The organism is Mycobacterium sp. NGS16 (assembly GCF_059813225.1).
The window spans coordinates 369,295-391,515 of record NZ_JCALEE010000001.1 but is presented as its reverse complement, the minus strand read 5'-3'; the positions used below and the strand labels follow the sequence as shown (position 1 = coordinate 391,515).

Sequence of the window (22,221 nt, the reverse complement as noted above, 5' to 3'; positions counted from 1 at the left end):
CCCCATCGGGCACCGGCCCGGTTCGCGGTTATCCCCAATTGCCGGTCTATCCACAATTGACCCGCGGATGGAGGTCCTATCGCTCATCTGTTCGATAGCGTGACGTCATGTCGATCAGCGATGAGGTCTTGCTCCCGCAGGAGGCCGCGCGTGCCGCTGTCCGCGCTGATCTGGACCTCGTCGATGCCGCTTACGCGCGGATGCGGGCCGCCGACACCGACATGGTGGGCAATGCGTTTCGTATCGAGGTCGCCGAACGGCTGGAAACCCAGCACCGGGTCAACCGCGGCTTGTCCTACCGCATGTTCGGAGAGATCGAGCAACCTATCGACAGCTTGGGCGAAGCCGAACTGCCACCGCACACCAGCGCCCGTGATGCCCTTCGGCAGCGGTTACGGATCACGCGCGGCGAAGTCCGGCGCCGCTTCGCCCTCGCCGCGCGCATTCGGCGCCGCCGCAGCCTCACCGGCCCCACTCTGCCACCCGCCCTACCCGAACTGGCCGCCGCCATCGAGAACGGTGAGCTCGGTGAAGACCACATCACCACCATCACCAAAGCCCTCGACCACCTACCTGCCAAGGCCACCAGCGCGGACCACGAACAGGCCGAACACCTCTTGGTCGCCAACGCCCGCCGCCAGGACTCCCCGTTCGTGGCCGCCGTCGGGCGCAGCATCGCCGACACCATCGCCGAACGCCTCGGCCACTACAGCGACGTCGACCGCGCACGGCGGCGCACCCTGAGTCTGGGTCCCCAACAGCACGATGGCATGAGTCGCGTTTCGGGCTGCATCGACCCCGAAACCCGGGCCTACCTCGAAGCCGTCATTGCCGCTGTGCGGCCGGGGCACCACCTACCCGACGCCGACACACCGGACCTGCGCAACGAAGGCCAGCGCGCTCACGACGCCCTCAAGATCGCACTGCGCCACGCCATCGAATCCGAAAAGCTGGGCACCCACCGCGGTACCCCCGTCACCGTCATCGTCTCCACCACCCTGACCGAACTCGACCAAGCGGTCCACGCCACCAAGGACCTCTCCGTCGCCATGCCGGCGGCGGCACGTACCGGCGGCGGCTCTCGGCTGCCCATGCGTGACCTCATCCGTATGGCCGCCAACTCGATTCACTACCTTGCGGTGTTCGATGACCACTCCAACCGCCCGCTGTACCTGGGACGCAGCAAACGTATCGCCACCGCCGACCACCGCATCATCTGCCACGCACGAGATCGGGGCTGCACGAGACCGAACTGCACCCAACCGGGGTACCGCTGCGAGGTACACCATTGTCCCGGCTGGGCCGGTGGTGGACGCACCGATGCCGACGCCCTCTGGTTCGCGTGCCCTCACGATCACGCCGGCGAAACCAACGGCCGCTATACCACCACGCCCCATAACGGACGCCTCGCATGGAGCGACGGTAGTGGCCCACCTGAGATCAACCACGCCCACCACCCCGAGGAACTCCTCAACGACCCCGACGGAGTTCCCTAGCGGCGCCGAGATGGTCAGCCGTTCCGCGGATCTCGCGTACGGACTGTCACTGCGAGGCTACGGTGCGGTGCATTGTGCGTCGGCCGCCCGACTGGCCGATGACACCGTCGTCGCCGCATCCGGTCACCAATACCTACTGTCGGCATGACCGAGCTGGGCATAGCAACTTACGACACCGGGCGGTCTTGATCCACCACACCGCGTTCGACGAGGTGATCGATCATCGGCGCCGCCCCGGCGGCCAGGTGGTCAGCCATCGCGGCGCGCGCCAGCTGCTCATCCCGCTTGGCCAGTGCCGCCAACACCGCGCGGTGGTGCCGGATCGACTTCGCCGGCCACCCCGCGACCGTGGGAAACACCGATTCTGGTGCGTAGCGGGTGATCTGGTACATCAGCTGAGCGAGTTTGGGTGAGTCGGCCGCGACGTTGATGGCGCGATGGAACTCGTGGTTGAGCCGGACCGCGGCCGCTTCGTCATCACCGGCGTAGGCGGACTCGAGTTGGTCCTGGATCTCTTCGAGCTCGCGCAACTGGTCATCGGTGATATTGGCCGCCGCCCGCGCCGCGAGCTCACCGCCGATGTGCGCCTGGACATCGGAGACATCGGTGATATCGCGCCGGGTCACCGGAAGCACCACGAAGCCGCGGTGCGGCTGCTGGTCGAGCAACCCTTCGGCGCGCAGCCCGAACAGCGCCTCACGCACCGGCGTCACGCTGACACCCAGCTCGGCCGCCAGTTGGTCCAGCCGCACGTACTCCCCGGCGGCATAGTCCCCGTTGAAGATCCGCTTGCGGACGAAACGGGCCACCTCCTCGGAGAGCTGTGACCGCGCCGGGAAGTCGGGGGCACTCACTTGTCAGACCCGGTAGTCGGCAAGCAGCCGCTTGCTGATGATCTGCTTCTGGATCTCACTGGTGCCCTCACCGATGAGCAGGAACGGGGCGTCGCGCATCAGCCGTTCGATCTCGTACTCCTTGGAGTAGCCGTAGCCGCCGTGAATCCGGAAACTCTGCTGGGTGACCTCCGCGCAGAATTCGCTGGCGAGGTACTTGGCCATCCCGGCGGCGACGTCGTTGCGCTCCCCGGAATCCTTGAGCCGGGCCGCATTGACCATCATCAGGTGTGCCGCTTCGACTTTGGTGGCCATCTCGGCGAGCTCGAAGGCGATCGCCTGGTGCTCGGCGATCGGCTTACCGAAGGTCTCGCGCTGCTGGGCGTAGCGCACCGCAAGCTCGAACGCCCGGATGCCCACCCCGCACGCCCGCGCCGACACATTGACCCGGCCGACTTCGATGCCATCCATCATCTGGAAAAAACCCTGCCCCGGCACCCCACCCAGGACGTCGTCGGCGGCGGCAGCGTACCCGTCGAAGATCAGCTCGGTGGTGTCGATGCCCTTGTAGCCGAGTTTGTCGATCTTTCCCGGGATCACAAGTCCCGGCAGGACTTCGCCGAAGCCGACCGGCTTTTCCACCAGGAAGGCGGTCAGGTTCCGATGTGCTCGCTCGGCTCCCTCTTCGGTGCGCACCAGCACCGCGATCAGGGTGGAGCTACCGCCGTTGGTCAGCCACATCTTCTGGCCGTTGATGGTGTATCCGCCGTCGGCCTCCCGGGTGGCACGGGTGCGGATCGCCGCGACATCCGAACCCAATTCGGGCTCGGACATGGAGAACGCGCCCCGGGTCTCGCCGGTGGCCATCCGCGGCAGGAAGCGCTGTTTCTGCTCGACGGTGCCGTGCTGGCGCAGCATGTAGGCGACGATGAAATGGGTGTTCAGCACGCCGGAGACACTCATCCAGCCGCGAGCCAGCTCCTCGACGCAGAGCGCGTAGGTGAGCAGTGATTCGCCGAGTCCGCCGTATTCCTCGGGGATCATCAGCCCGAACAGGCCCATCTCGCGCATCGCGTCGACGATGGCCTGCGGATAGGTGTCGGTGCGCTCCAACTCGGCCGCCGCCGGAATGACTTCCTTGTCGACGAATCGGCGGACAGTGGCCAGGATTTCGGTCTGGAACTCGGTGAGGCCCAGGGTTTGGGCGAGTCGTGTCATGGGCCGACCCTTTCGAAGATTGCGGCCAGCCCCTGACCGCCGCCGATGCACATCGTTTCCAGCCCGTAGCGGGCACCGCGCCGGTTGAGCTCGCGGGCCAGCGTGGCCAGCATCCGCCCGCCGGTGGCGCCGACCGGATGCCCCAGCGAGATCCCGGAACCATGCACGTTGGTCCGGTCCCGGTCGGCGTCGCCGAATTTCCACTCGGCCATCACGGCCAGCGCCTGGGCGGCGAACGCCTCGTTGAGTTCGATGAGGTCGATGTCGGCCAGACGAAGCCCGGCCTTCTGTAGAGCGACGTCGGTGGCCGGCACCGGACCGATACCCATGATGTTCGGCGGGACTCCGGCAACGCCCCACGACACCAGCCGCACCAACGGTGTCAGGCCCAGCTGCTCGGCCTTCTCCCGCGTGGTCACCACGCACATCGACGCGGCGTCGTTCTGGCCGCTGGAGTTGCCGGCCGTGACAGTGGCCTCTGGATCCTCCTTGCCGAGAACGGGTTTGAGCTTGCTCAGCGACTCCACCGAGGTGTCGGCCCGCGGGTGCTCATCGGTGTCGATGCGTTCCTGGCCGGCGCGGGTGCGCACGGTGACAGCGATGATCTCCTCGGCGAGCACGCCGGCCCGCTGAGCGGCCACGGCGCGCCGGTGCGAGGTCACCGCCAACTCGTCTTGGTCCTCGCGAGAGATGCCGTACTCCCGGCGCAGGTTCTCGGCGGTCTCGAGCATGCCGCCCGGCACCGGGTGGTGCCGGCCGCCCGCGGTCGTGCGGCCGCGAGCAAGCCCGTCGTGCACCCGGATACCGCCGCGGGCCCCGCCCCAGCGCATGTCGGTGGAGTAGAACGGCACGTTGCTCATGCTCTCGGCGCCGCCGGCAATCACCACCTCGCAGTCGCCGCTGCGGACCTGGAGGCAAGCCTGCAGCACCGCTTGCAATCCCGAACCGCAGCGGCGGTCGACCTGCATACCCGGAACCGTTACCGGCAGACCGGAATCCAACGCGACGACCCGTCCGATGGCCGGCGCCTCACTGCTGGGATAGCAGTGCCCCAGCACTACGTCGTCGATGTCGTCGGCGGGCAGCCCGGTACGGTCCAGGAGACCCTTCAGCGCGGCGACCCCGAGCTCGACGGCGGTCAGCGAGGCGAACATCCCGCCGTAGCGACCGATCGGAGTACGGACCGGTTCGCAGATCACCGCTTCCCGGGCACTCACAGGTGCCTGCCGCCGGTCACTTCCAGCACCGTTCCGGTCATATACGACGACAGGTCCGAGGCCAAAAACAGCGCGACGCTGGCGACCTCCTCGGGCTCACCGGCCCGGCCCAAGGGCACCTCGGCCACCTTGGAATCCCAGATGCGTTGCGGCATCGCCTCGGTCATCGCCGAGCGGATCAGGCCGGGCTGGATCGCGTTCACCCGCACGCCCAGGTACGCCAGCTCCTTGCTGGCGGCCTTGGTCATGCCGACGATGCCGGCTTTGGCCGCCGAGTAATTCGTCTGGCCCACCATGCCGACCTTGCCGGAGATCGAGGACATGTTGACGATCGCGCCGCGCTTCTGCTCGCGCATGATCGCCGCCGCCGCACGCAGCCCGTTCCAGGCGCCCTTGAGGTGTACGGAGATGACCTGATCGAACTGCTCTTCGGTCATTTTGCGCATGGTGGCGTCGCGGGTGATGCCCGCGTTGTTCACCATGATGTCCAACCCGCCGAACGTCTCCACCGCGGCGGCCACCAACGCGTCGACCTCGGCGGAGCTGGTGACATCGCAGCGCACCGCCCGGGCCACATCGGATCCACCCAACTGGGCGACGGCCTCCTCGGTGGCCGCCAGGTTCACGTCACCGAGCACCACCCGGGCGCCTTCGGCGATGAATCGCTGCGCGATGGCGAAACCCAGCCCCTGGGCGCCGCCGGTGACGACCGCCGTTTGACCGGTCAGCAAGGACACTGACATCACCCGCCTTCTCTGAGATGTTTCGAGCATCATATTTCATATATGATCGTCGGCGGCAACCGGTCGTTCCGTGTCGGAGGTAGAGGAGAAGCGGCGTCGATGAGTGAAGTCAGCGACGAGGATTTCGCCGAAATCCTGGCCCAGACCCGCCATTTCGTCCGCACGTCCGTGGTACCGCGCGAGGCCGAGATCCTCGCCGACGACCGGGTCCCCGACGACCTGCGCGAGCGGGCCAAGACCATGGGCCTGTTCGGCTACGCCATCCCGCAGCAGTGGGGCGGGCTGGGGCTGGATCTGCGTCAGGACGTCGAGCTGGCCATGGAGTTGGGCTACACCTCGCTGGCGGTGCGCTCGATGTTCGGCACCAATAACGGCATCGCCGGTCAGGTCTTGGTCGGGTTCGGCACCGAGGAACAGAAATCGCGGTGGCTGGCACCGATCGCCACCGGTGACGTCGTCGCCTCCTTCGCGCTCACCGAGCCCGGTGCCGGCTCCAACCCGGCCGGGCTGCTCACCAAGGCGGTCCGCGACGGTTCGCACTGGGTGATCACCGGCCAGAAGCGGTTCATCACCAACGCGCCGACAGCCAATCTGTTCATCGTCTTCGCGCGCACCCGGCCGGCCGACGACCAGGGCGCCGGTATCGCGGTCTTCCTGGTTCCCGCCGACGCCGCCGGCGTCGAAGTCGGGGCCAAGGACGCCAAGATGGGTCAAGAGGGCGCCTGGACTGCCGATGTCGGTTTCACCGGGGTGCGCGTTTCCGACGCGGCGCTGGTCGGGGGCAGTGAAGACCTCGGCTACCGGGCGGCACTGACCTCGCTGGCGCGTGGCCGGGTACATATCGCCGCCCTGGCGGTGGGCGCCGCGCAGCGTGCCCTCGACGAGTCGGTGGCCTACGCCGCCGCGGCCACCCAGGGCGGTACCCCGATCGGGAATTTTCAACTGGTGCAAGCAATGCTTGCCGATCAGCAGACCGGGGTGCTGGCCGGCCGGGCCATGGTGCGCGACGCGGCGCGCATGTGGGTCACCGAAGAGGATCGGCGGATCGCCCCGTCGGCGGCCAAACTGTTCTGCACCGAGATGGCCGGCAAGGTCGCCGATCTGGCGGTGCAGATCCACGGCGGCACCGGCTATATGCGCGGGGTGCCGGTCGAGCGCATCTACCGCGATGTCCGGCTGCTGCGCCTGTATGAGGGCACCAGCGAGATCCAGCGGCTGATCATCGGCTCGGGGCTGGTCAAAGCGGCGCAACGCCAAGCGTGAAACATCTACGGAGGGAACAGGAATGACGGGACGACTGACCGGCAAGGTCGCGTTCATCACCGGCGCGGCGCGTGGCCAGGGTCGCGCGCACGCGGTGCGGATGGCTGCCGAGGGCGCCGACATCATCGCGATCGACGTCGCCGGCAAACTCCCGGGCTGCGTGCCGTACAACCCGGCGACGCCTGAGGACCTGGCCGAAACGGTGCGGCTGGTCCAGGGCAGCGGCCGGCGCATCGTGTCCGCCGTCGTCGACACCCGCGACTATGACGGCTTGCGGGAGGCCGTCGCCGACGCGGTGAACACGCTGGGGCGGCTGGACATCATCGTCGCCAACGCCGGGGTCGCTGCCCCGCAGGCCTGGGATGCGATCACCCCGGCGGACTTTCGCGATGTCCTGGACATCAATGTGACAGGCACCTGGAACACCGTGATGGCCGGCGCGCAGCAGATCATCGACGGGGGCCGCGGCGGCTCGATCATCTTGATCAGCTCCGCGGCCGGCATCAAGATGCAGCCGTTCATGGTGCACTACACGGCCAGCAAGCATGCCGTCACCGGGATGGCCCGCGCGTTCGCCGCCGAACTGGGCAAGCACGGGATCCGGGTCAACAGCGTGCATCCCGGCCCGGTCAACACCGACATGGGCACCGGCGACATGGTCAGCGCGCTGGGTCAGGCCATGGAGACCAATCCGCAGTTGTCAAACATGCTCACGCCGTTCCTGCCCATCTGGGTGGCCGAACCCGAGGACATCGCCGGGACGGTGTGCTGGCTGGCCAGCGATGACTCGCGCAATGTCACCGCCGCCGCGGTTCCGGTCGATCAGGGCTGCACCCAGTACTGAGGCCTATTTCGCGTCGCGGGCAAGCCGCTCGTCGTGAATGCGCACCAGTTCACGGAAACCCAGCCGGTGGTACTTGGGCACCGGCTGAATCCCCCACTCGTCCTGCGCGGTGTCCTTGCCCTCGGCGCCTTCGGGCGGACCCAACGGCGGGTAGGGGAACTTGCACTCCAGGGTGTCATCGGAGAAGCGGGTCTTGAGCAGTTCACTGCAGATCTGGGTGAGGCTCAACGTCGGGTAGCCGTAGTAGACCGCCATGAACGGCAGGGTGAAGGCCCCCTCGATGACCAATGCCACCAGGCACACCAGCGTGGCGCGCTTGATCCACTTGTGCATCCGCGCGTAGTACGGCGTGGTGCCCGGGGGCAGCTGATCGGTGACGGCACTGTCCATCGTTGTGCTCCTTAGTCAGTCGGAGAAGATTTCGCGGTTGACGGTGTGCAGATACGGGATGGCCAAAAACGGTGTGATGTAGAAGATGTCGTAGATCCACCAGCCGATCACCGGGAACACCACGCCGGCATAGCGCACATCGGCGTACATCGTCATGTTGAACACGTAGCCGATCCAGATCACCACGCCCATCCAGCAGGTCACCACCATCCACTGATGACCCCACCGCTTCATCTGCAAAAAGCCGATCGCCGCGGCGCAGCGCATCGCGAACACGGTCAGGATCAGGCCGGCCACCCAGGCCTTCTCGCCGGGGCCCGCGGAGCCGCCGATCCACAGTTCGTTGTAGTGCCAGAAGTATCCGGCGTCGAACATCGCGCCCCAGCCGACCATCAACACCCGGTTGATCAGGGTGTGGTTGGCAACCAGATCCAGTGCCCAGCCGAGGCTGTTGAGCGCACCGTCGATGAGCACCAGGTAGCCGATCAAGGTGACGATCATCGGCCGGACGGCCAAGCCGGCGTGCAGTGCGTGCCGCTGTAGCCAGACGCCACGCAGGAAGATCGGCAGCCCGATGATGCCGGGCACCCACATGCCCATCAGCGCGGCACCGGCGATCATCCAGCGGTCGGCGCGCCACTGGGCGGCCCGGGATTGCTCCTGATGCTCCTCGAGGCCGAGGAACTCCGCGGTGGAACCGCTCGCAGTCACAACAGCCACCAACCGCGAGCGAAGGACATGTACAGCTGAATGCCGAACATGATGAGCAGATAGCCGTAGATGAAGACCTGGAAGGCGATCAGCGCTCTCTTGCGTTTCTGCTCTTGTGAGTCCATGGACGACTTCCCTTCCTAGAGCGGATTTTTCGGCGGAGCGAACAGGCTGGCCGCGACCTCACGCAGCCCGTCGTGGATCCCGCCGTCGGTGCTCAGCGGCGCCAGGATGCACGCTTCGGCGGCCTCCATCTCGCCGGCTCCGTCGGCGACCAGCTGCGCCGCAGTGACCAGCGCGCGGGTGGACGGCGGCTCGAAGTGGAAAGCGTGGTCGGCGGTGCGCAGTGATGTGGCGCAAGCGACGAGCCGGTCGGCGACCGCTGCGTCGACGCCGGTCTCGGCGACGATCACCTGAGCTTCGCGCTGAGCCGGCAAGTAGTCCATCGCGAGCGTGACGAAGCGCTGCCGAAAGGACGGCTTGAGGTCCTTGAGCGAACTCCGGTAGGCCGGGTTGTAGGAACAGACCAGCATGAAGCTGTCGGGGGCGGTGACCACTTCGCCCGCGCGGTCCAGGTACAGACAGCGCCGGTGATCGGTCAGCGAATGCAGGATGGCCAACGAGTCGTGCCGCGCCTCGACGACTTCGTCGAGGTAGCAGATCGCGCCCGTCTTGACCGCTTTGGTCAGCGGTCCATCGGTCCACACCACGTCACCGCCGGCGACCATGAAACGGCCGACCAGGTCCGAGCTGGTCAGGTCGTCGTGGCAGCTGATGGTGACCACCGGACGCCCCAACAACACACCCATGTGCTCGACCAGCCGGGTCTTGCCGCACCCCGTCGGCCCGGTGAGCATCACCGGCATGCGCCTGCGGTAGGCCCGCTCGAACAGCTGCACTTCGTTGCCGTTGGCCAGATAGATATCGCTTGTCATCGGTGCCTCCGTCCGGTCATGCGGCGACCAGCTCGCGGTGTACGTGGGCCAGCACTCGGGGAAGGTCCTCGATGCGCCGGATGCGCTGGGAGCAGCGCGCTCCGAACACCTCCGGCAGGGGATCGACGCGGACCGGCCCGACGCCGACGTAGTAGACGTGGACGCCGGCCTCGTTGGCCTCTTCGACCGCGTGCGCCACATCCGCCCAGGCGTAGCGGCCTTCGTAGCCTTCGTCGGACATCAGTCCGTCGCCGATCACGATCAGCAGCCGCCGCCCGGACGGTTGCGCGACCAGCCGGCTGGTCAGGTGACGCAGCGGCGCGCCCAGGCGGGTGTAGCCGCCGGTCGGCAGACCGAGGTCGCTGGGGGCCACGAACCGTCGGTCGGGGAAGTCCTTGAGGCAGTGCACGGCCACGTGGTGGCGGGTGTTGCCGGTGAACGCGAAGACCCCGTGCCGCTGACGTGCGCGCGTCATCGCCGCCGACAAAGCGTCCGCGCAGGCCAGTTCCAGGCGGAAGAGCCGACCACCGTGCACGCCCAGCGATGAGCTCGCGTCGAGCAGCAGCGCGGTCGTGACGTCGCGGCCCGCGGGAAGCAATTCGCGGAAGATCCGCGGTTCGTCGGCTTCGCCGGTCAGCGCGTCGAGGTGATAGCTGACGTAGGCGTCGACGTCGAGGGCGGATCCGTCCGGCAGGCCGTTGGTCATCGCCCGAAGGGTGTGCTGTTCGAACCACTTCCGCAGATCCGGCCGGGCGGCGGCGGGTTCGCGGCGGCGCGCGACCCAGGCGTGCTCGACGACGGCGACGTGCCCGGGCAGGAAGCTGCCGCTGTGCATATTCCATTCCGGGTACGGGATGCCCGGCCGCCGCTCGGCGCTGGTGTGGCGATCGTCGTCGTCCGGTCGGCTCGGCGGCGGCAGATTGGGGTTGCGCACCCCGCCGTCACCGCCGACCGGAACGGAATAGGCTCGCGGCCGGCGCTTCTGGGTGCTCGACCACGGCATCCGCCCCAGTCGGCGCACCGAGTCGGCGAGAGTTTCCGGCGCCGTCCAACCCCGCGGCAACGTTCCCACCAAGGGGTGCCAGTCCAGCTTCCGCCGGGACCGCGCCAATTCGATAGCGCGATCGAACATCTCGGACGCCGCCAGGTCGGGGTCCGCCGGATCAAGATCCCCCAGCACCCGCTGCATCTCGGTCATCAGACCGGGCCACCGGTCGGCCACCCACCCCAGTGCCACCTGGGCCTCTACGTAGGTCAGGGCCCGCAGTTCGCGGGCCGACAGGTCGGCCAGCCGGTAGCCGGCGAGGCGCTCCTTGGAGGGTGAGCATTGCAGTGCCACACCGCAAGTCAGCGTCCGGCGGGTCCAGCCCGCTTCTCCCGGGTGCGGCACCTCGACGGTGGACAACGTCGCGCTCACGCCGAATCCGCGTTCGGCCCCGGTGATCAGCCGTGCGCCCTCGCGGCGCCGATCGCTCAATGCGATCGCCGTCAGTGCGCAGCTGCTCTCCAGCTCCAACGGGTGCATGGCGCCTTGAGCCCGCTCAGAACGTTCCGATGCTGGAGAACATCCAGTACCAGAACGCGATGATCAAACAGGTGCCGCCCCACGCGGCGACGTAGCGCAGAATCTCCCAGAGCCAAGTCATCCGATCGTCCTATCGTTGGTCAATCCGAGAAGATTTCGCGGTTGACGGTGTGCAGATACGGGATGGCCAAAAACGGTGTGATGTAGAAGATGTCGTAGATCCACCAGCCGATCACCGGGAACACCACGCCGGCATAGCGCACATCGGCGTACATCGTCATGTTGAACACGTAGCCGATCCAGATCACCACGCCCATCCAGCAGGTCACCACCATCCACTGATGACCCCACCGCTTCATCTGCAAGAAACCGATCGCCGCCGCGATCCGCATGGTGAACACGGTGAAGATGAGGCCCACCTCCCAGCCCTTCTCACCGGGGCCGGCCGCACCGCCGACCCATAGCTCGTTGAAGTGCCAGAAGTATCCGGCGTCGAACATCGCGCCCCACCCGTTGAGCAGCACTCGCGCCAGCAGGGTGTGATGGCCCACCAGATCCAGCGCCCAGCCCACGGCATTGATCGCGGCATCGATGATGACCAGATAGCCCAGCAGGGTGACCAGCATCGGCCGTACCGTCAGCCCGTCATGCTGTGCCCGCCGCAGCAGCCAGATCCCGCGCAGGAATAGCGGCAGGCCGAACACCCCGGCGGCCGCCGTGCCGATGAGCATGCCGCCGGAGATGAGCCACCGGTCGGCGCGACGCTGGGCGGCCCGAGACAGTTCCAGATGCTCGTCGAGGCCGAGCCCGTCGTGCGGATGCTGCGCTGCGATAGCCAATCGCCATCTCCCTTATCGTGCCGAGAACCGCCTATGACGGTAGGCACCTCACTGACTGAAGTCAATGACTTTTTGGGATCAGCGTGCGGCCCGCAAGCCCCGCATCGTCCGGGTCAGGTAGTCGTTGACCAGCTCCGGCCGGGTCGGCCAGTCGTGGGTGGTGATCAACAGTGCGTACAGGCCGAGCAGGAAGAACACCGCACTGTTCATGGCGACGACGTCGTCGTCGACCTCGCCGCGCTCCCGCGCGCCCTCGATCCGCTCGGCGACCAGCACGATCAGCGGGTGGTGTTCCCCGCCCTCCGCTGAGGGTCGGGTCGGCGAGAAATGCAAGGCCAGAAAATCCCGGAACAACGCCTCACCCAGGCGGGTTTCCAAGTCCATCACCATGCGCGCCGCTTCGGCCAGATCCTCCGAGAGCTCGTGACGCGTGGTGAGATACCTGCGGAACTGCTTGGCTATCCGTTCTTCTTCACGGCGCTCGAGCTCGAGCAGCACATGCTCCTTGGTGGGAAAGTGGAAGAAGAATGTGCCGTGCGCCACGCCGGCGGCGGCGACGATCGCACCGACGTCGGCCTGAGCCATCCCGGTTCGCTTGAACTCAGCGGTTGCCGCGCCCAACAGGCGCTCGCGCGTCTGCAGGCGCTTGGCTTCGCGCGCCGTCATCTTGCCCGACTTGCTCGCTACCGCCATGCCTGATCCCTCTTGCTGCCTGCCGTGACCATCCGCCGGCCATGACAGTACCGCCTGTGCGCAGGCATCCGGACTGCGATGACTTAAGTCAGTAACGAGGACCGGTCGGTGTCCGCGTGATCAGCGCGCGAATGTTGTTCTTGCAGCGTCCGCAGACGGTGCCCGCACCGGTGCGTTCGCCGACCAGCTTGGTGCTCGAGGCGCCGTCCTCGACGGCGTCGATCACCTGCTGACTGGTCACCCCGGCACACAGGCAGACGTACATGACGCCTCACGCCCCGGGCGCGGTCCCCAGTCGGGCCTTGTCCACCTTGCCGGTGGCGTTCAGCGGCAAGCGGTCCACGAACGACACGAACCGCGGGGCCTTGAAGCCGGCCATCCGGTCTCGGCACCAAGCGATCAGCTCCGATTCGGACGTGTGCGCGTGGGCGGGGTCTTTGACCACGAACGCCTTGCCCACCTGGCCGAGGCGCTCATCGGGCACGCCGATCACCGCGACCTGTGCCACGGCGGGATGTTCCAGCAAGAAGCCCTCGATCTCGGCGGGATAGGCGTTGAAGCCGCCGACGATGAACATGTCCTTCTTGCGTCCGACGATCCGCAGCCGACCGGCGCAGTCCAGTGTGCCGACGTCCCCGGTGTGCAGCCATCCCTGCGCGTCGATCGCCTCGGCGGTCGCCTGCGGGTCATCGAGGTAGCCGGCCATCACGTTGTAACCGCGCACCAAGACCTCGCCATCATCGGCGATTTGCAACTCGATGTCCTGGCAGGCCAGACCGGCCGTGGTCGCGATGTCCTCGAATGAGTCACCGCGGCGCGAGGCCGTCACCGTGCCGGCTTCGGTGAGCCCGTAGCCGGTCATGATGGACTGGAACGGCAATTCGCTGCGGATCCGGCGCACCAGATCCACCGGGATGTCCGCGGCGCCGGTGACCGCCGCGCGCAACGATGACAGGTCACGCTCCGACGGCGCGTCCAACAGCGACTGATACAGCGTCGGCGGTCCCGGAAGCATGGTGATGCGTTCGGTTTCAATGAGTTCCAGCACGGCATCGACGTCGAAGACGCGGACCGGAAACATCGTGGCTCCCCGGATGCACGCGGCGATGCAGCCGGCCTTGTAGCCGAAGGTGTGGAAGAACGGATTGACCATGAGATAGCGGTCGCCCTCCCGCAGATCGGCTAGGTCGCACCATTCGGCGTAGAGCCGCAGATTCTGCCGATGGCTCATCATCACGCCCTTGGGCCGGCCGGTCGTACCCGAGGTGAAGATGATGTCGGCGATATCATCACCGTCGACCGTGCGCTGCATGGGCGAACCGGAACCCAGGAAGCCTGATTTGAGGTCGATCACCGGAATGCCGGGCGGCGCAGTGAAATCCAGTCCCAGGAAACCCTTTTCGACCAGCACTAGCTTGGCTCCACTGCGCCGGATGACGTCGTCTGCCTCGGCCGCCTTGAATCGGGTGTTGACCGGGACCAGTACTCCCCCGGCGGTCAGCAGCCCGAAAGCCGCGATGATCCACTCCGCCGAGTTGGGCGCCCAGATCGCCGCCCGGTCACCTCTGCCGATACCGGCATCGGCGAAGGCTCCTGCGGCGCACAAGATCCGGTCAGCCAGCTGCGCGAAGGTGAGCCGTAACGGACCGTCGGCGATCGCTTCGGCATCTCCGAAGCGATCGCCGACGCTCAAGACCATCTCGGGAATGGTCTGCCAGCGGGTCACCCTAAACGGTGACGAGGCGACCGAGGTTGCCGCCCATGATCTTGGCCTGGTCTTCGACCGGAAGGTGCTGCAGCGCCGTCACATAGTGGGTCGGTTCGGCAAGACCCTCCGGGTGCGGCCAGTCGGAGCCGTAGAGCACCTGGTCCACACCGATCAGGTTGATCAGGTCGTCGATGCCCTCTTCGTAGAACGGGCTGACGTAGATGCGGTTCTTGATCTCCTCCATGGGGTTGCCCACGAAGGCTTCCGGCGCCTTCTTGTACACCTCGGCCATGGAGTCCAACAGCGGGAACATCCACTTCGAGCCGGCCTCGACGATGCCCACCTTGAGCTTCGGGTGCCGGAACAGCGCACCGTGAATCACCCAGGAGGCCACCGCGTCCTGGATCGGGCGCCACTCGTTGAGGATCGCCATGGCGTTGGTCTGGAACGGCAGCATCTCCTGGGCGGCACCGTCCCACTCGGAGGTGTAACGCGAGTAGCCGCTGTCGGACGAGTGCATGCCCACGAAGACGTCGTACTCGACGCACTTCTCCCAGAACGGGTCGAACTCGGGCAGCGCGAAGGACCGCGGCCCACGGAAACCGGGCACCGGCGCCGGGCGGATCAAGATCGCGCGAGCGCCGCGCTTGACCACCCAGTCCAGCTCCTCGATGGCCTTCTCGACGATGGGCAGGGTGATCACCGGCGTGGTGAAGATCCGGTTCTTGTAGTTGAAGCCCCAGACCTCGTCCAGCCACTGGTTGAGCGAGTGGATGATGACGTGGATCGCGACCGGGTCGTCGCGCAACCGCTCCTCGATCAGGCTGGCCAGGGTCGGGAACATCAGCGAGCGGTCGACGCCGAGCTCATCCATCAGCTCCAGGCGCGGCCCCGGCTCGAAGAACGCCGGAATCGACTTCATCGGCTCGCCGAACAGCTCACGCTTGCTCTTGCCCTCGGGGTTGCCGAATTTGAAGTACTCCTCCCAGGCGCCCGGCTTGGCCACCACCGAGAAGGTGGGATTGGGGATGTACTCGCTGATCTGGCCGCGGATGGCGATTTTGGTGCGCCCGTTGATCTCCACGTACTGGACGATGTCCTTGTACTCCTTGGGCAAGTACTTGGTCATCGCCTCCGGCGGCTCATACAGGTGGTTGTCGGCGTCGAACAACGGGAAAGGAATCTCGACGCGGTGTGACAGTTGACCCATGAAATGCTCCTTTTCAGCTTGTGAGAATCATATTCTCACAAGCGTGTCGGTGCAACCTTGTCGGCCAGGTGCTGGCGCACCACGTACTTCTGCACCTTGCCGCTGGCGGTGCGCGGGAAATCGCCGACCTCGTGCAGCTCCTCGGGCCATTTCTGCGGCGCCACGCCGGTGCGCTCGAAATGGGCCCGCAGCTCCGGCATGGTCGGCAATGCGCACCCGGGTCTGAGGCGAACGACCGCCGCAGCCCGCTCTCCCAGTCGGGCGTCGGGCACCGCGACCACTACCGCCTCGGCGACGGCCGGCAGTGCCAACAGCACCTCTTCGACCTCGACGGCGCTGATGTTCTCGCCGCCGCGGATGATCACGTCGGCCTTGCGGTCGGTGATGGTCAGATAGCCGTCGGCATCGAGCACACCGACGTCGCCGGTGTGATACCAGCCGTCGGCGTCGAACGCCGCCTCGGTCAAGGCGTCGTCGGTGTAGCCAAGGCACAGGTCCGGGCCGCGGCTCAGGATCTCGCCGTCGGCGGCCAACCGGATCTCCACACCGGGCCGCGCGTCGCCGTCGGTGAACAGTCGCTTGTCCTCCGGGGCGTCCGGCCGTGAACCGGTGATCGACGGGTGTTCGGTGCTGCCGTAGGACCGGAAGACGAAGATCCCCAGATCCGCCAACCGGCGGGTGACCGCGGCGGGCACCGTCGATCCGCCCAAGCCGACGTGGCGGATATGGCGCAGGTGTTCGGCGGTGAAATCCGGATGGTCGAGCAGGCTGGTGACGAAATACGGTGGCCCGCCGCCGATCGACACGCCCTCATCGGCCATCAAGGCCAGCACCGCCGCAGGATCCCACGTATCGGCGAGGTCGATCGGCGCGCCCTCCAGTACCGGGATCAGAAACGCTCCCAGCATGCCGATGAAGTGCCCGACCGGGGTTGCGGTCAGCTGCCGGCCCCGGTCTTTGGGGTAATTGGCGAGCAGCTGGCGCGTCTCGAAGCACAGCGTCTGGTGAGAATGGATGACTCCCTTGGGGTTTCGCGTCGTTCCGGAGGTGTAGGCGATCAGCGCCGGTGCGCCCGGATCGGTGGCGAGCGTCCCGGCCATCGGCTCGGCGGCCAGCAGATCCTCGAAGTTCGGTCCGGTGACGGGCGCGCCCACTATCCCCACTATCGGAACATCGCCCACGAGTTCGGGCGCAAACCTCATCCGCCCGAACTCATCGGCGCTGATGAACACCTGCGGCTTGCTGGCAGCCAGGATGTAGCCCACTTCCTTGGGCCCGTAGAAGTGCACGATCGGCACCACCACCGCCCCCAGGAAAGCCGCCGCCCAGAAGGTCGCGGCGGCCTCCATCCAGTTGGGCAGCTGAAACGCCACCACGTCACCGGGGCCGACGCCGCGGGCAGATAGCCCGGCCGCCAAGCGGCGCGCGGTGCGCTCCACCTCACCGAAGGTGCCGAGCCATGGGCGGACCGCCGAGTGCACCTCGAATCGGCCGTCCGGCGTTGCGGCGAGACACGAAGTGAGCAGGTCACCGAGGGTCTCTTGGGTCCACCAGCCGTTGGCCTCGTAGCGCCGCGCCAAGTCGTCCGGAATCTTTCGCATGACGCCCGTGATGTTATTCTCCTAATCCGAGAATGCCAATATCTTCATTGGAGAGTCATGGTTGATGTCGAGCTGGATGAAGGATTGGCGGTCATCACGATCGATCGTCCCCAGGCACGCAACGCGATCGCGCCGGAGACGATGGATCAGCTGGATCGTGCGCTTGACGCAGTAGCCGCGGCACGGGCGCTGGTCATCACCGGCGGCGGCGACCGCGCCTTCGTCTCCGGCGGTGATCTCAAGCAACTCGCGGCCATCCGAACCGAGCCCGAGGCGCAAGTCATGGCGTGGCGGATGCGCTTGTTGTGCGACCGGATCGCGGCTTTCCCGGCACCGGTGATCGCGGCGCTGAACGGCCACGCACTCGGCGGCGGGGCCGAGGTGGCGGTTGCCGCCGATATCCGGATCGCCGCCGCCGACGTCAAGATCGCCTTCAACCAGGTTTCGCTGGCGATCATGCCGGCCTGGGGCGGCGCCGAGCGGCTTGCCGCACTGGTCGGCCACAGTCAGGCGCTGTTGCTGGCCGGCACCGGAACCATGCTCGACGCCGCAGCGGCCGAACGGATCGGGCTGGTGAACCGGGTGGTGCCCCGGGAGTCGTTTGAGGCCGAATGGCGCGGGCTGGCACGGTCGTTGGCCAATCCGTCGGCCGGTGAGATCAAGCGGGTGCTCGCCGGAGCGTCGGCCGACGAGGCGGTGGCGGCGTTCGCTCGGCTGTGGGTCGCCGACGAGCACTGGGCGGCCGCCGATCGGCTGCAGCAGAACCGGGCGCAACGCTAGTGCGGCGCGTGCCCCGACGACACCGCGACGCCGGTCCGCGGGGCTCCCGGTTCGCCCTCGAGACGGTGCAGCCAGCGCTCGACGAACTCCACCGTCTCGGCGTGGCCGAGGGTCATGCCCAGCGCCTCGTGCTCGATGATCAGCATCCGCGACGCGCTGGTCATCAGCACCATCAGCACCGTCGCGGGAAACTCCTCGGCGTCGATGCCGTAGCGCGCCAGCAGCCCGGCCACCGCGTCGATCTGTTCGGCGCGAAGCCGCTCGGCGTAGGTCGCGATCTCCGCCCGCAGGGCCTCACGCTGGTTGGCCAGCGCGATGAACTGCATCGTCAGCGCCGTCCATGCCGAGTCGGTGTTGAATCGCCACAGCGCCCACAACGGCTGCGGCGACGCGAGTGCCGCGGCCTGTTCGATCAGCCCCTGGTCGCCACGTCGGCGGAACATCGACAGGAACAGGTCGTCCATGGTCCGGAAGTAGTAGTGCACGAGTTGGTGTTTGAGGCCGGCCTGCTCGGCCACCCGGCGGGAGCTCACCGCGCCGTGACCGGCGGTCAGCAACAGCTGTTCTGCGGCATCGAGCAGCAGGGTCCGGTTCTTCGCATCCGGGGCGCCAATTCTGCGCTGCCCCTTAGCCGATTCGGCCATACCGTGCGCTCCGCATCGTCGTCATCCACCTTTACATGTCCGGCGGCCATAGTAATGCCGCGCCAACCCTTGACCCCCGGTCCCACCCATGCTAAGCAGATGCTCAGCACCTGTCAGCCCATTCTGCAGAGAGGTCCACGTTGACCGACTTCGACACCATCGACTTCTTCACCGACCAGTCTTTGATTCCCGACCCGCACCCGTACTTCGATTACTTGCGGGCCCAGAGCCCGGTCACCCCGCTGAACGTCTACGGCGTGGTCGCGGTGACCGGTCATGAAGAAGCGAACGAGATCTACCGCGACTCCGACACCTACTCCAACCTGGTCGCGGTCGGCGGACCGTTCCCGCCGCTGCCGTTCACCCCCGAGGGCGACGACATCAGCGAGCAGATCGAGGCGCACCGCCACCTGATGCCGATGTGCGAGCACATGGTCACCATGGACCCGCCGACGCACACCAAGGCCCGGTCGTTGCTGAGCCGGCTGCTCACCCCCAAGCGGCTCAAGGAGAACCAGGACTTCATGTGGCAGTTGGCCGATCGCCAGCTGGACTACTTCATCGACAGCGGCAGCTGCGAATTCCTGACCTCCTACGCCAGGCCTTTTGCGCTGCTGGTGATCGCCGACCTGCTCGGTGTCCCCGACGAAGATCGGCCGGTGTTCCAAGAGGTGCTGGGCGCGCCGCAGCCTGGTGCGCGCATCGGCGCGCTCGATCACGAAGAACTGGCCCACGACCCGCTGGCTTGGCTGGACGACAAGTTCAGCCGTTACCTGTCCGACCGCCGCGAGACGCCGCGCGGTGACGTGCTGACCGACCTGGCCACCGCCACCTACGAGGACGGGTCGATCCCCGAGATCGCCGACGTGGTCAAAAGCGCCACCTTCCTGTTCGCCGCCGGGCAGGAGACCACCACCAAGCTCCTCAGCGCGGCGTTGCGGTTCCTGGCCGAGGACCCCGCCCTGGTGGACCAGTTGCGCGCGGACCGCAGCAAGATCCCGAACTTCCTCGAAGAGACCCTGCGGATGGAAAGCCCGGTCAAGACCGACCCCCGACTGGTGCGCAAGACCACCACCCTGGGCGGGGTCGAGCTGAAGGCCGGCACCGTCGTGGTGGTGTTCCCCGGGGCGATCAACCGCGATCCCCGCAAGTTCGACAACCCGCACGAGTTCCGCATCGACCGGCCCAATGTGCGTGAGCACCTGGCGTTCGCCCGCGGCAGCCACACCTGTCCGGGCTCTCCCCTGGCCCGCGCCGAGAGCCGGATCTCGCTGGAACGCATCTTGGACCGGATGACTGACATCCGGCTCGACGAGTCGCAGCACGGCCCGGCCGGTGATCGCCGATTCACCTTCGAGCCGACGTTCATCCTGCGCGGCCTGACCGAACTGCACCTGGAATTCACCCCGGTAACGGCTCCCGTCCCCGCCGGCCTCTGACCGCAGCGACCAAGGACGGATAACCATGACGGTGACAACCACCAGCGCAGCGCACTACGACCCGTACAACGTCGAACTCAACAACGATCCGTACCCGATGTTTCGCCGGCTGCGCGAAGAGGCGCCGCTGTACTACAACGAAGAGCACGACTTCTACGCGTTGAGCCGGTTCGATGACGTGCACGCCGCGTTCGCCGACTACCAGACGTTCAGCTCGGCCAAGGGCGCCGTTCTGGAGATCATCAAGTCCGGCATGCAGATTCCGCCGGGGATCCTGATATTCGAGGACCCGCCGATCCACGACATCCACCGCAACCTGATGTCGGGGATGTTCAGCCCACGCCGGATGAACGCGCTGGAATCGCAGATCCGGGAGTACTGTGCGCGCTGCCTGGACCCGCTGGTGGGCACCGGGCGGTTCGACTTCGTCAACGACCTCGGGGCCCAGATGCCGATGCGGGTGATCGGGATGCTGCTGGGTATCCCCGAAGACGACCAGAAGCGCGTCACCGAGCACGGCGATGCCACCATTCGCACCGCGCCCGGTCAGAAGATGACCGACAACCCCGACGGGCCGATCGCCACCGGCGACGTGTTCGCCGACTACATCGACTGGCGGGCGAAGCATCCCTCCGACGACCTGATCACCGAGCTGATGAACGCTGAGTTCGAGGACGAGACCGGCACCCGGCGGAAGATGGGTCGGGAGGAACTGCACCTGTTTCTCACCGTGCTGGCGACCGCGGGCAGTGAGACCACCACCCGGTTGATCGGCTGGAGCGGCAAGGTGCTGGCCGAGCACCCCGACCAGCGGGCGGAGATGGCGGCCAACCCGGCCCTGATCCCGCGGGCGGTCGAGGAGCTGGTCCGCTTCGAGCCGCCGGCACCACACGCAGCCCGTTACGTCACCCGCGACGTGGAGTACTACGGCCAGACCGTGCCGGAAGGCTCGGCGATGCTGCTGCTGATCGGTGCCGCCAATCGGGACCACCGCCGGTTCCCGCCGGACGGCGACGTGTTCGACATCCACCGGGAACGCCGGCCGCACCTGGGCTTCGGCCACGGCACCCATTTCTGTGTCGGCAACGCGCTGGCCCGGTTGGAGGCGCGGATCGCCCTCGAGGAGATCCTGAAGCGCTTCCCCGAGTGGGAGGTCGATCTGTCGGCGACGCAGATCTCCCCGACGTCGACGGTGCGGGGCTGGGTCTCCATGCCGGCGATCATTCCGTGAGTTGATCCCCCTATGTACCCCAAGGTTTTCCGGTAATTGAAAGAAGTGAGGTTTCCATGGCTGGACGTGTTGAAGGCAAGGTCGCATTCATCACCGGGGCGGCTCACGGTCAGGGCCGCAGCCACGCGGTCCGGTTGGCCGAGGAGGGCGCCGACATCATCGCGATCGATGTCTGTAAGCCGATCGTCGAGAACTCGCCCATTCCCCCGGCCACCCCGGAGGAACTGGCCGAGACCGCCGATCTGGTCAAGGCGCGCAACCGCCGGATTTTCACCGCGCAAGTCGACGTGCGCGACTTCGATGGGCTCAAGGCGGCAGTGGACGCCGGAGTCGAGGAGCTGGGCGGCCTGGACATCATCGTCGCCAACGCCGGCATCGGCAACGGTGGCGACACCCTGGACCAGTGCAGCGAACACGACTGGCAGGAGATGATCGACATCAACCTGTCGGGCGTGTGGAAGACGGTCAAAGCCGGTGTGCCGCACCTGATTTCTGGAGGCAAGGGTGGTTCGATCATCCTGACCAGCTCGGTCGGCGGGTTGAAGGCCTATCCGCACTGCGGCAACTACGTCGCCGCCAAGCACGGCGTGGTGGGCCTGATGCGCTCGTTCGCCGTCGAGTTGGGCCAGCACATGATCCGGGTCAACACGGTGCACCCCACCCATGTCAGCACCGGAATGATCATGAACGAGGGCACCTGGAAGATGTTCCGCCCCGACCTGGAGAACCCGGGTCCCGACGACATGGCCCCGATCTGCCAGATGTTCCACACCCTGCCGATTCCGTGGGTGGATGCGGTGGACATCAGCAACGCTGTGCTGTTCCTGGCCTCTGACGAGGCGCGGTACGTCACCGGCGTCACGCTGCCGGTCGATGCCGGAAGCTGCCTGAAGTAGCGCGA

The 22,221-nt window shown here is 66.8% G+C and carries 23 protein-coding genes; 7 read left to right on the top strand and 16 right to left on the bottom strand.

Annotation, left to right across the window (positions count from 1 at the left end; genetic code table 11):
• Positions 1-107: 107 nt before the first annotated feature.
• Positions 108-1,496, top strand: coding sequence for an HNH endonuclease signature motif containing protein (locus tag AC5Y4Q_RS01915; RefSeq protein ID WP_064922582.1), 1,389 nt, complete (start codon positions 108-110; stop codon positions 1,494-1,496).
• A gap of 167 nt (positions 1,497-1,663) precedes the next feature.
• Here the strand turns inward: AC5Y4Q_RS01915 and AC5Y4Q_RS01910 are convergent, their stop codons facing one another.
• Genes AC5Y4Q_RS01910 through fabG form a run of 4 tightly spaced genes read right to left on the bottom strand, consistent with a single transcriptional unit; the run spans position 1,664 to position 5,507 of the window.
• Entirely contained in the window at positions 1,664-2,350 is a 687-nt protein-coding gene (locus AC5Y4Q_RS01910) for a GntR family transcriptional regulator (RefSeq protein ID WP_064922581.1), read from the bottom strand.
• A 3-nt stretch (positions 2,351-2,353) separates the two neighbouring features.
• Entirely contained in the window at positions 2,354-3,547 is a 1,194-nt protein-coding gene (locus AC5Y4Q_RS01905; protein ID WP_064922580.1) for an acyl-CoA dehydrogenase family protein, read from the bottom strand.
• Positions 3,544-4,764, bottom strand: coding sequence for an acetyl-CoA C-acetyltransferase (locus AC5Y4Q_RS01900; RefSeq protein WP_499957733.1), 1,221 nt, complete (start codon positions 4,762-4,764; stop codon positions 3,544-3,546). The genes AC5Y4Q_RS01905 and AC5Y4Q_RS01900 overlap by 4 nt, the downstream gene beginning before the upstream one ends.
• Entirely contained in the window at positions 4,761-5,507 is a 747-nt protein-coding gene (fabG, locus tag AC5Y4Q_RS01895) for a 3-oxoacyl-ACP reductase FabG (protein WP_499957731.1), read from the bottom strand. The genes AC5Y4Q_RS01900 and fabG overlap by 4 nt, the downstream gene beginning before the upstream one ends.
• Positions 5,508-5,606: 99 nt before the next feature.
• On the opposite strand from fabG, the gene AC5Y4Q_RS01890 reads away from it, so the two are divergent.
• Together AC5Y4Q_RS01890 and AC5Y4Q_RS01885 are read left to right on the top strand one after the other, a co-directional pair.
• On the top strand, positions 5,607-6,770 hold the full coding sequence (locus tag AC5Y4Q_RS01890; protein ID WP_064922578.1) for an acyl-CoA dehydrogenase family protein: 1,164 nt from the start codon (positions 5,607-5,609) through the stop codon (positions 6,768-6,770).
• A gap of 22 nt (positions 6,771-6,792) precedes the next feature.
• Complete coding sequence (locus tag AC5Y4Q_RS01885) at positions 6,793-7,614, top strand: mycofactocin-coupled SDR family oxidoreductase (RefSeq protein ID WP_064922577.1); 822 nt, start codon at positions 6,793-6,795, stop codon at positions 7,612-7,614.
• A gap of 3 nt (positions 7,615-7,617) precedes the next feature.
• Here AC5Y4Q_RS01885 and AC5Y4Q_RS01880 read toward each other — a convergent pair whose 3' ends face one another.
• From AC5Y4Q_RS01880 to AC5Y4Q_RS01830, 11 genes are all read right to left on the bottom strand, one after another.
• Positions 7,618-8,004 (bottom strand): hypothetical protein, encoded by a 387-nt coding sequence (locus AC5Y4Q_RS01880; protein WP_064922576.1) that lies wholly within the window; start codon positions 8,002-8,004, stop codon positions 7,618-7,620.
• Positions 8,005-8,019: 15 nt separating this feature from the next.
• A complete protein-coding gene (locus AC5Y4Q_RS01875) occupies positions 8,020-8,625 on the bottom strand; it encodes a hypothetical protein (RefSeq protein WP_234786543.1) in 606 nt (201 codons plus the stop codon).
• Positions 8,626-8,711: 86 nt separating this feature from the next.
• Positions 8,712-8,840: a hypothetical protein gene (locus AC5Y4Q_RS01870; RefSeq protein ID WP_267887754.1), complete on the bottom strand. Its 129-nt coding sequence runs from the start codon at positions 8,838-8,840 to the stop codon at positions 8,712-8,714.
• A gap of 15 nt (positions 8,841-8,855) precedes the next feature.
• A complete protein-coding gene (locus AC5Y4Q_RS01865; protein ID WP_064922574.1) occupies positions 8,856-9,650 on the bottom strand; it encodes a CbbQ/NirQ/NorQ/GpvN family protein in 795 nt (264 codons plus the stop codon).
• A 16-nt stretch (positions 9,651-9,666) separates the two neighbouring features.
• Positions 9,667-11,175, bottom strand: a complete 1,509-nt coding sequence (locus AC5Y4Q_RS01860) for a nitric oxide reductase activation protein NorD (protein WP_064922573.1) — start codon at positions 11,173-11,175, stop codon at positions 9,667-9,669.
• A 140-nt stretch (positions 11,176-11,315) separates the two neighbouring features.
• Positions 11,316-12,014: a hypothetical protein gene (locus AC5Y4Q_RS01855; protein WP_064922572.1), complete on the bottom strand. Its 699-nt coding sequence runs from the start codon at positions 12,012-12,014 to the stop codon at positions 11,316-11,318.
• Between the two features lie 78 nt (positions 12,015-12,092).
• Positions 12,093-12,707: a TetR/AcrR family transcriptional regulator gene (locus AC5Y4Q_RS01850; RefSeq protein ID WP_064922571.1), complete on the bottom strand. Its 615-nt coding sequence runs from the start codon at positions 12,705-12,707 to the stop codon at positions 12,093-12,095.
• An 88-nt stretch (positions 12,708-12,795) separates the two neighbouring features.
• Positions 12,796-12,972, bottom strand: a complete 177-nt coding sequence (locus AC5Y4Q_RS01845) for a (2Fe-2S)-binding protein (RefSeq protein ID WP_064922570.1) — start codon at positions 12,970-12,972, stop codon at positions 12,796-12,798.
• 6 nt (positions 12,973-12,978) lie between these two features.
• Positions 12,979-14,433, bottom strand: coding sequence for a FadD3 family acyl-CoA ligase (locus AC5Y4Q_RS01840; RefSeq protein ID WP_499957727.1), 1,455 nt, complete (start codon positions 14,431-14,433; stop codon positions 12,979-12,981).
• Between the two features lies 1 nt (position 14,434).
• On the bottom strand, positions 14,435-15,625 hold the full coding sequence (locus AC5Y4Q_RS01835; RefSeq protein WP_064922569.1) for an amidohydrolase family protein: 1,191 nt from the start codon (positions 15,623-15,625) through the stop codon (positions 14,435-14,437).
• A gap of 35 nt (positions 15,626-15,660) precedes the next feature.
• The gene (locus AC5Y4Q_RS01830) at positions 15,661-17,226 is read right to left on the bottom strand and encodes an AMP-binding protein (protein WP_064922568.1); all 1,566 of its coding nucleotides are present in this window, start codon (positions 17,224-17,226) and stop codon (positions 15,661-15,663) included.
• A gap of 57 nt (positions 17,227-17,283) precedes the next feature.
• Here AC5Y4Q_RS01830 and AC5Y4Q_RS01825 point away from each other — a divergent pair, with 57 nt between their 5' ends.
• The gene (locus AC5Y4Q_RS01825) at positions 17,284-18,006 is read left to right on the top strand and encodes an enoyl-CoA hydratase/isomerase family protein (RefSeq protein ID WP_064922567.1); all 723 of its coding nucleotides are present in this window, start codon (positions 17,284-17,286) and stop codon (positions 18,004-18,006) included.
• Here AC5Y4Q_RS01825 and AC5Y4Q_RS01820 read toward each other — a convergent pair.
• A complete protein-coding gene (locus AC5Y4Q_RS01820) occupies positions 18,003-18,650 on the bottom strand; it encodes a TetR family transcriptional regulator (RefSeq protein ID WP_064922566.1) in 648 nt (215 codons plus the stop codon). The genes AC5Y4Q_RS01825 and AC5Y4Q_RS01820 overlap by 4 nt on opposite strands.
• A gap of 140 nt (positions 18,651-18,790) precedes the next feature.
• Here AC5Y4Q_RS01820 and AC5Y4Q_RS01815 point away from each other — a divergent pair, with 140 nt between their 5' ends.
• From AC5Y4Q_RS01815 to AC5Y4Q_RS01805, 3 genes are read left to right on the top strand one after another with little or no spacing between them, the layout of a single operon-like run.
• Positions 18,791-20,089 carry a cytochrome P450 gene (locus tag AC5Y4Q_RS01815; protein ID WP_064922565.1) on the top strand — a complete coding sequence of 433 codons (1,299 nt, stop codon included), beginning with the start codon at positions 18,791-18,793 and terminating at the stop codon, positions 20,087-20,089.
• Positions 20,090-20,114: 25 nt separating this feature from the next.
• On the top strand, positions 20,115-21,320 hold the full coding sequence (locus AC5Y4Q_RS01810; RefSeq protein WP_064922564.1) for a cytochrome P450: 1,206 nt from the start codon (positions 20,115-20,117) through the stop codon (positions 21,318-21,320).
• 56 nt (positions 21,321-21,376) lie between these two features.
• Positions 21,377-22,216, top strand: a complete 840-nt coding sequence (locus tag AC5Y4Q_RS01805) for a mycofactocin-coupled SDR family oxidoreductase (protein ID WP_064922563.1) — start codon at positions 21,377-21,379, stop codon at positions 22,214-22,216.
• Positions 22,217-22,221 lie beyond the last annotated feature (5 nt).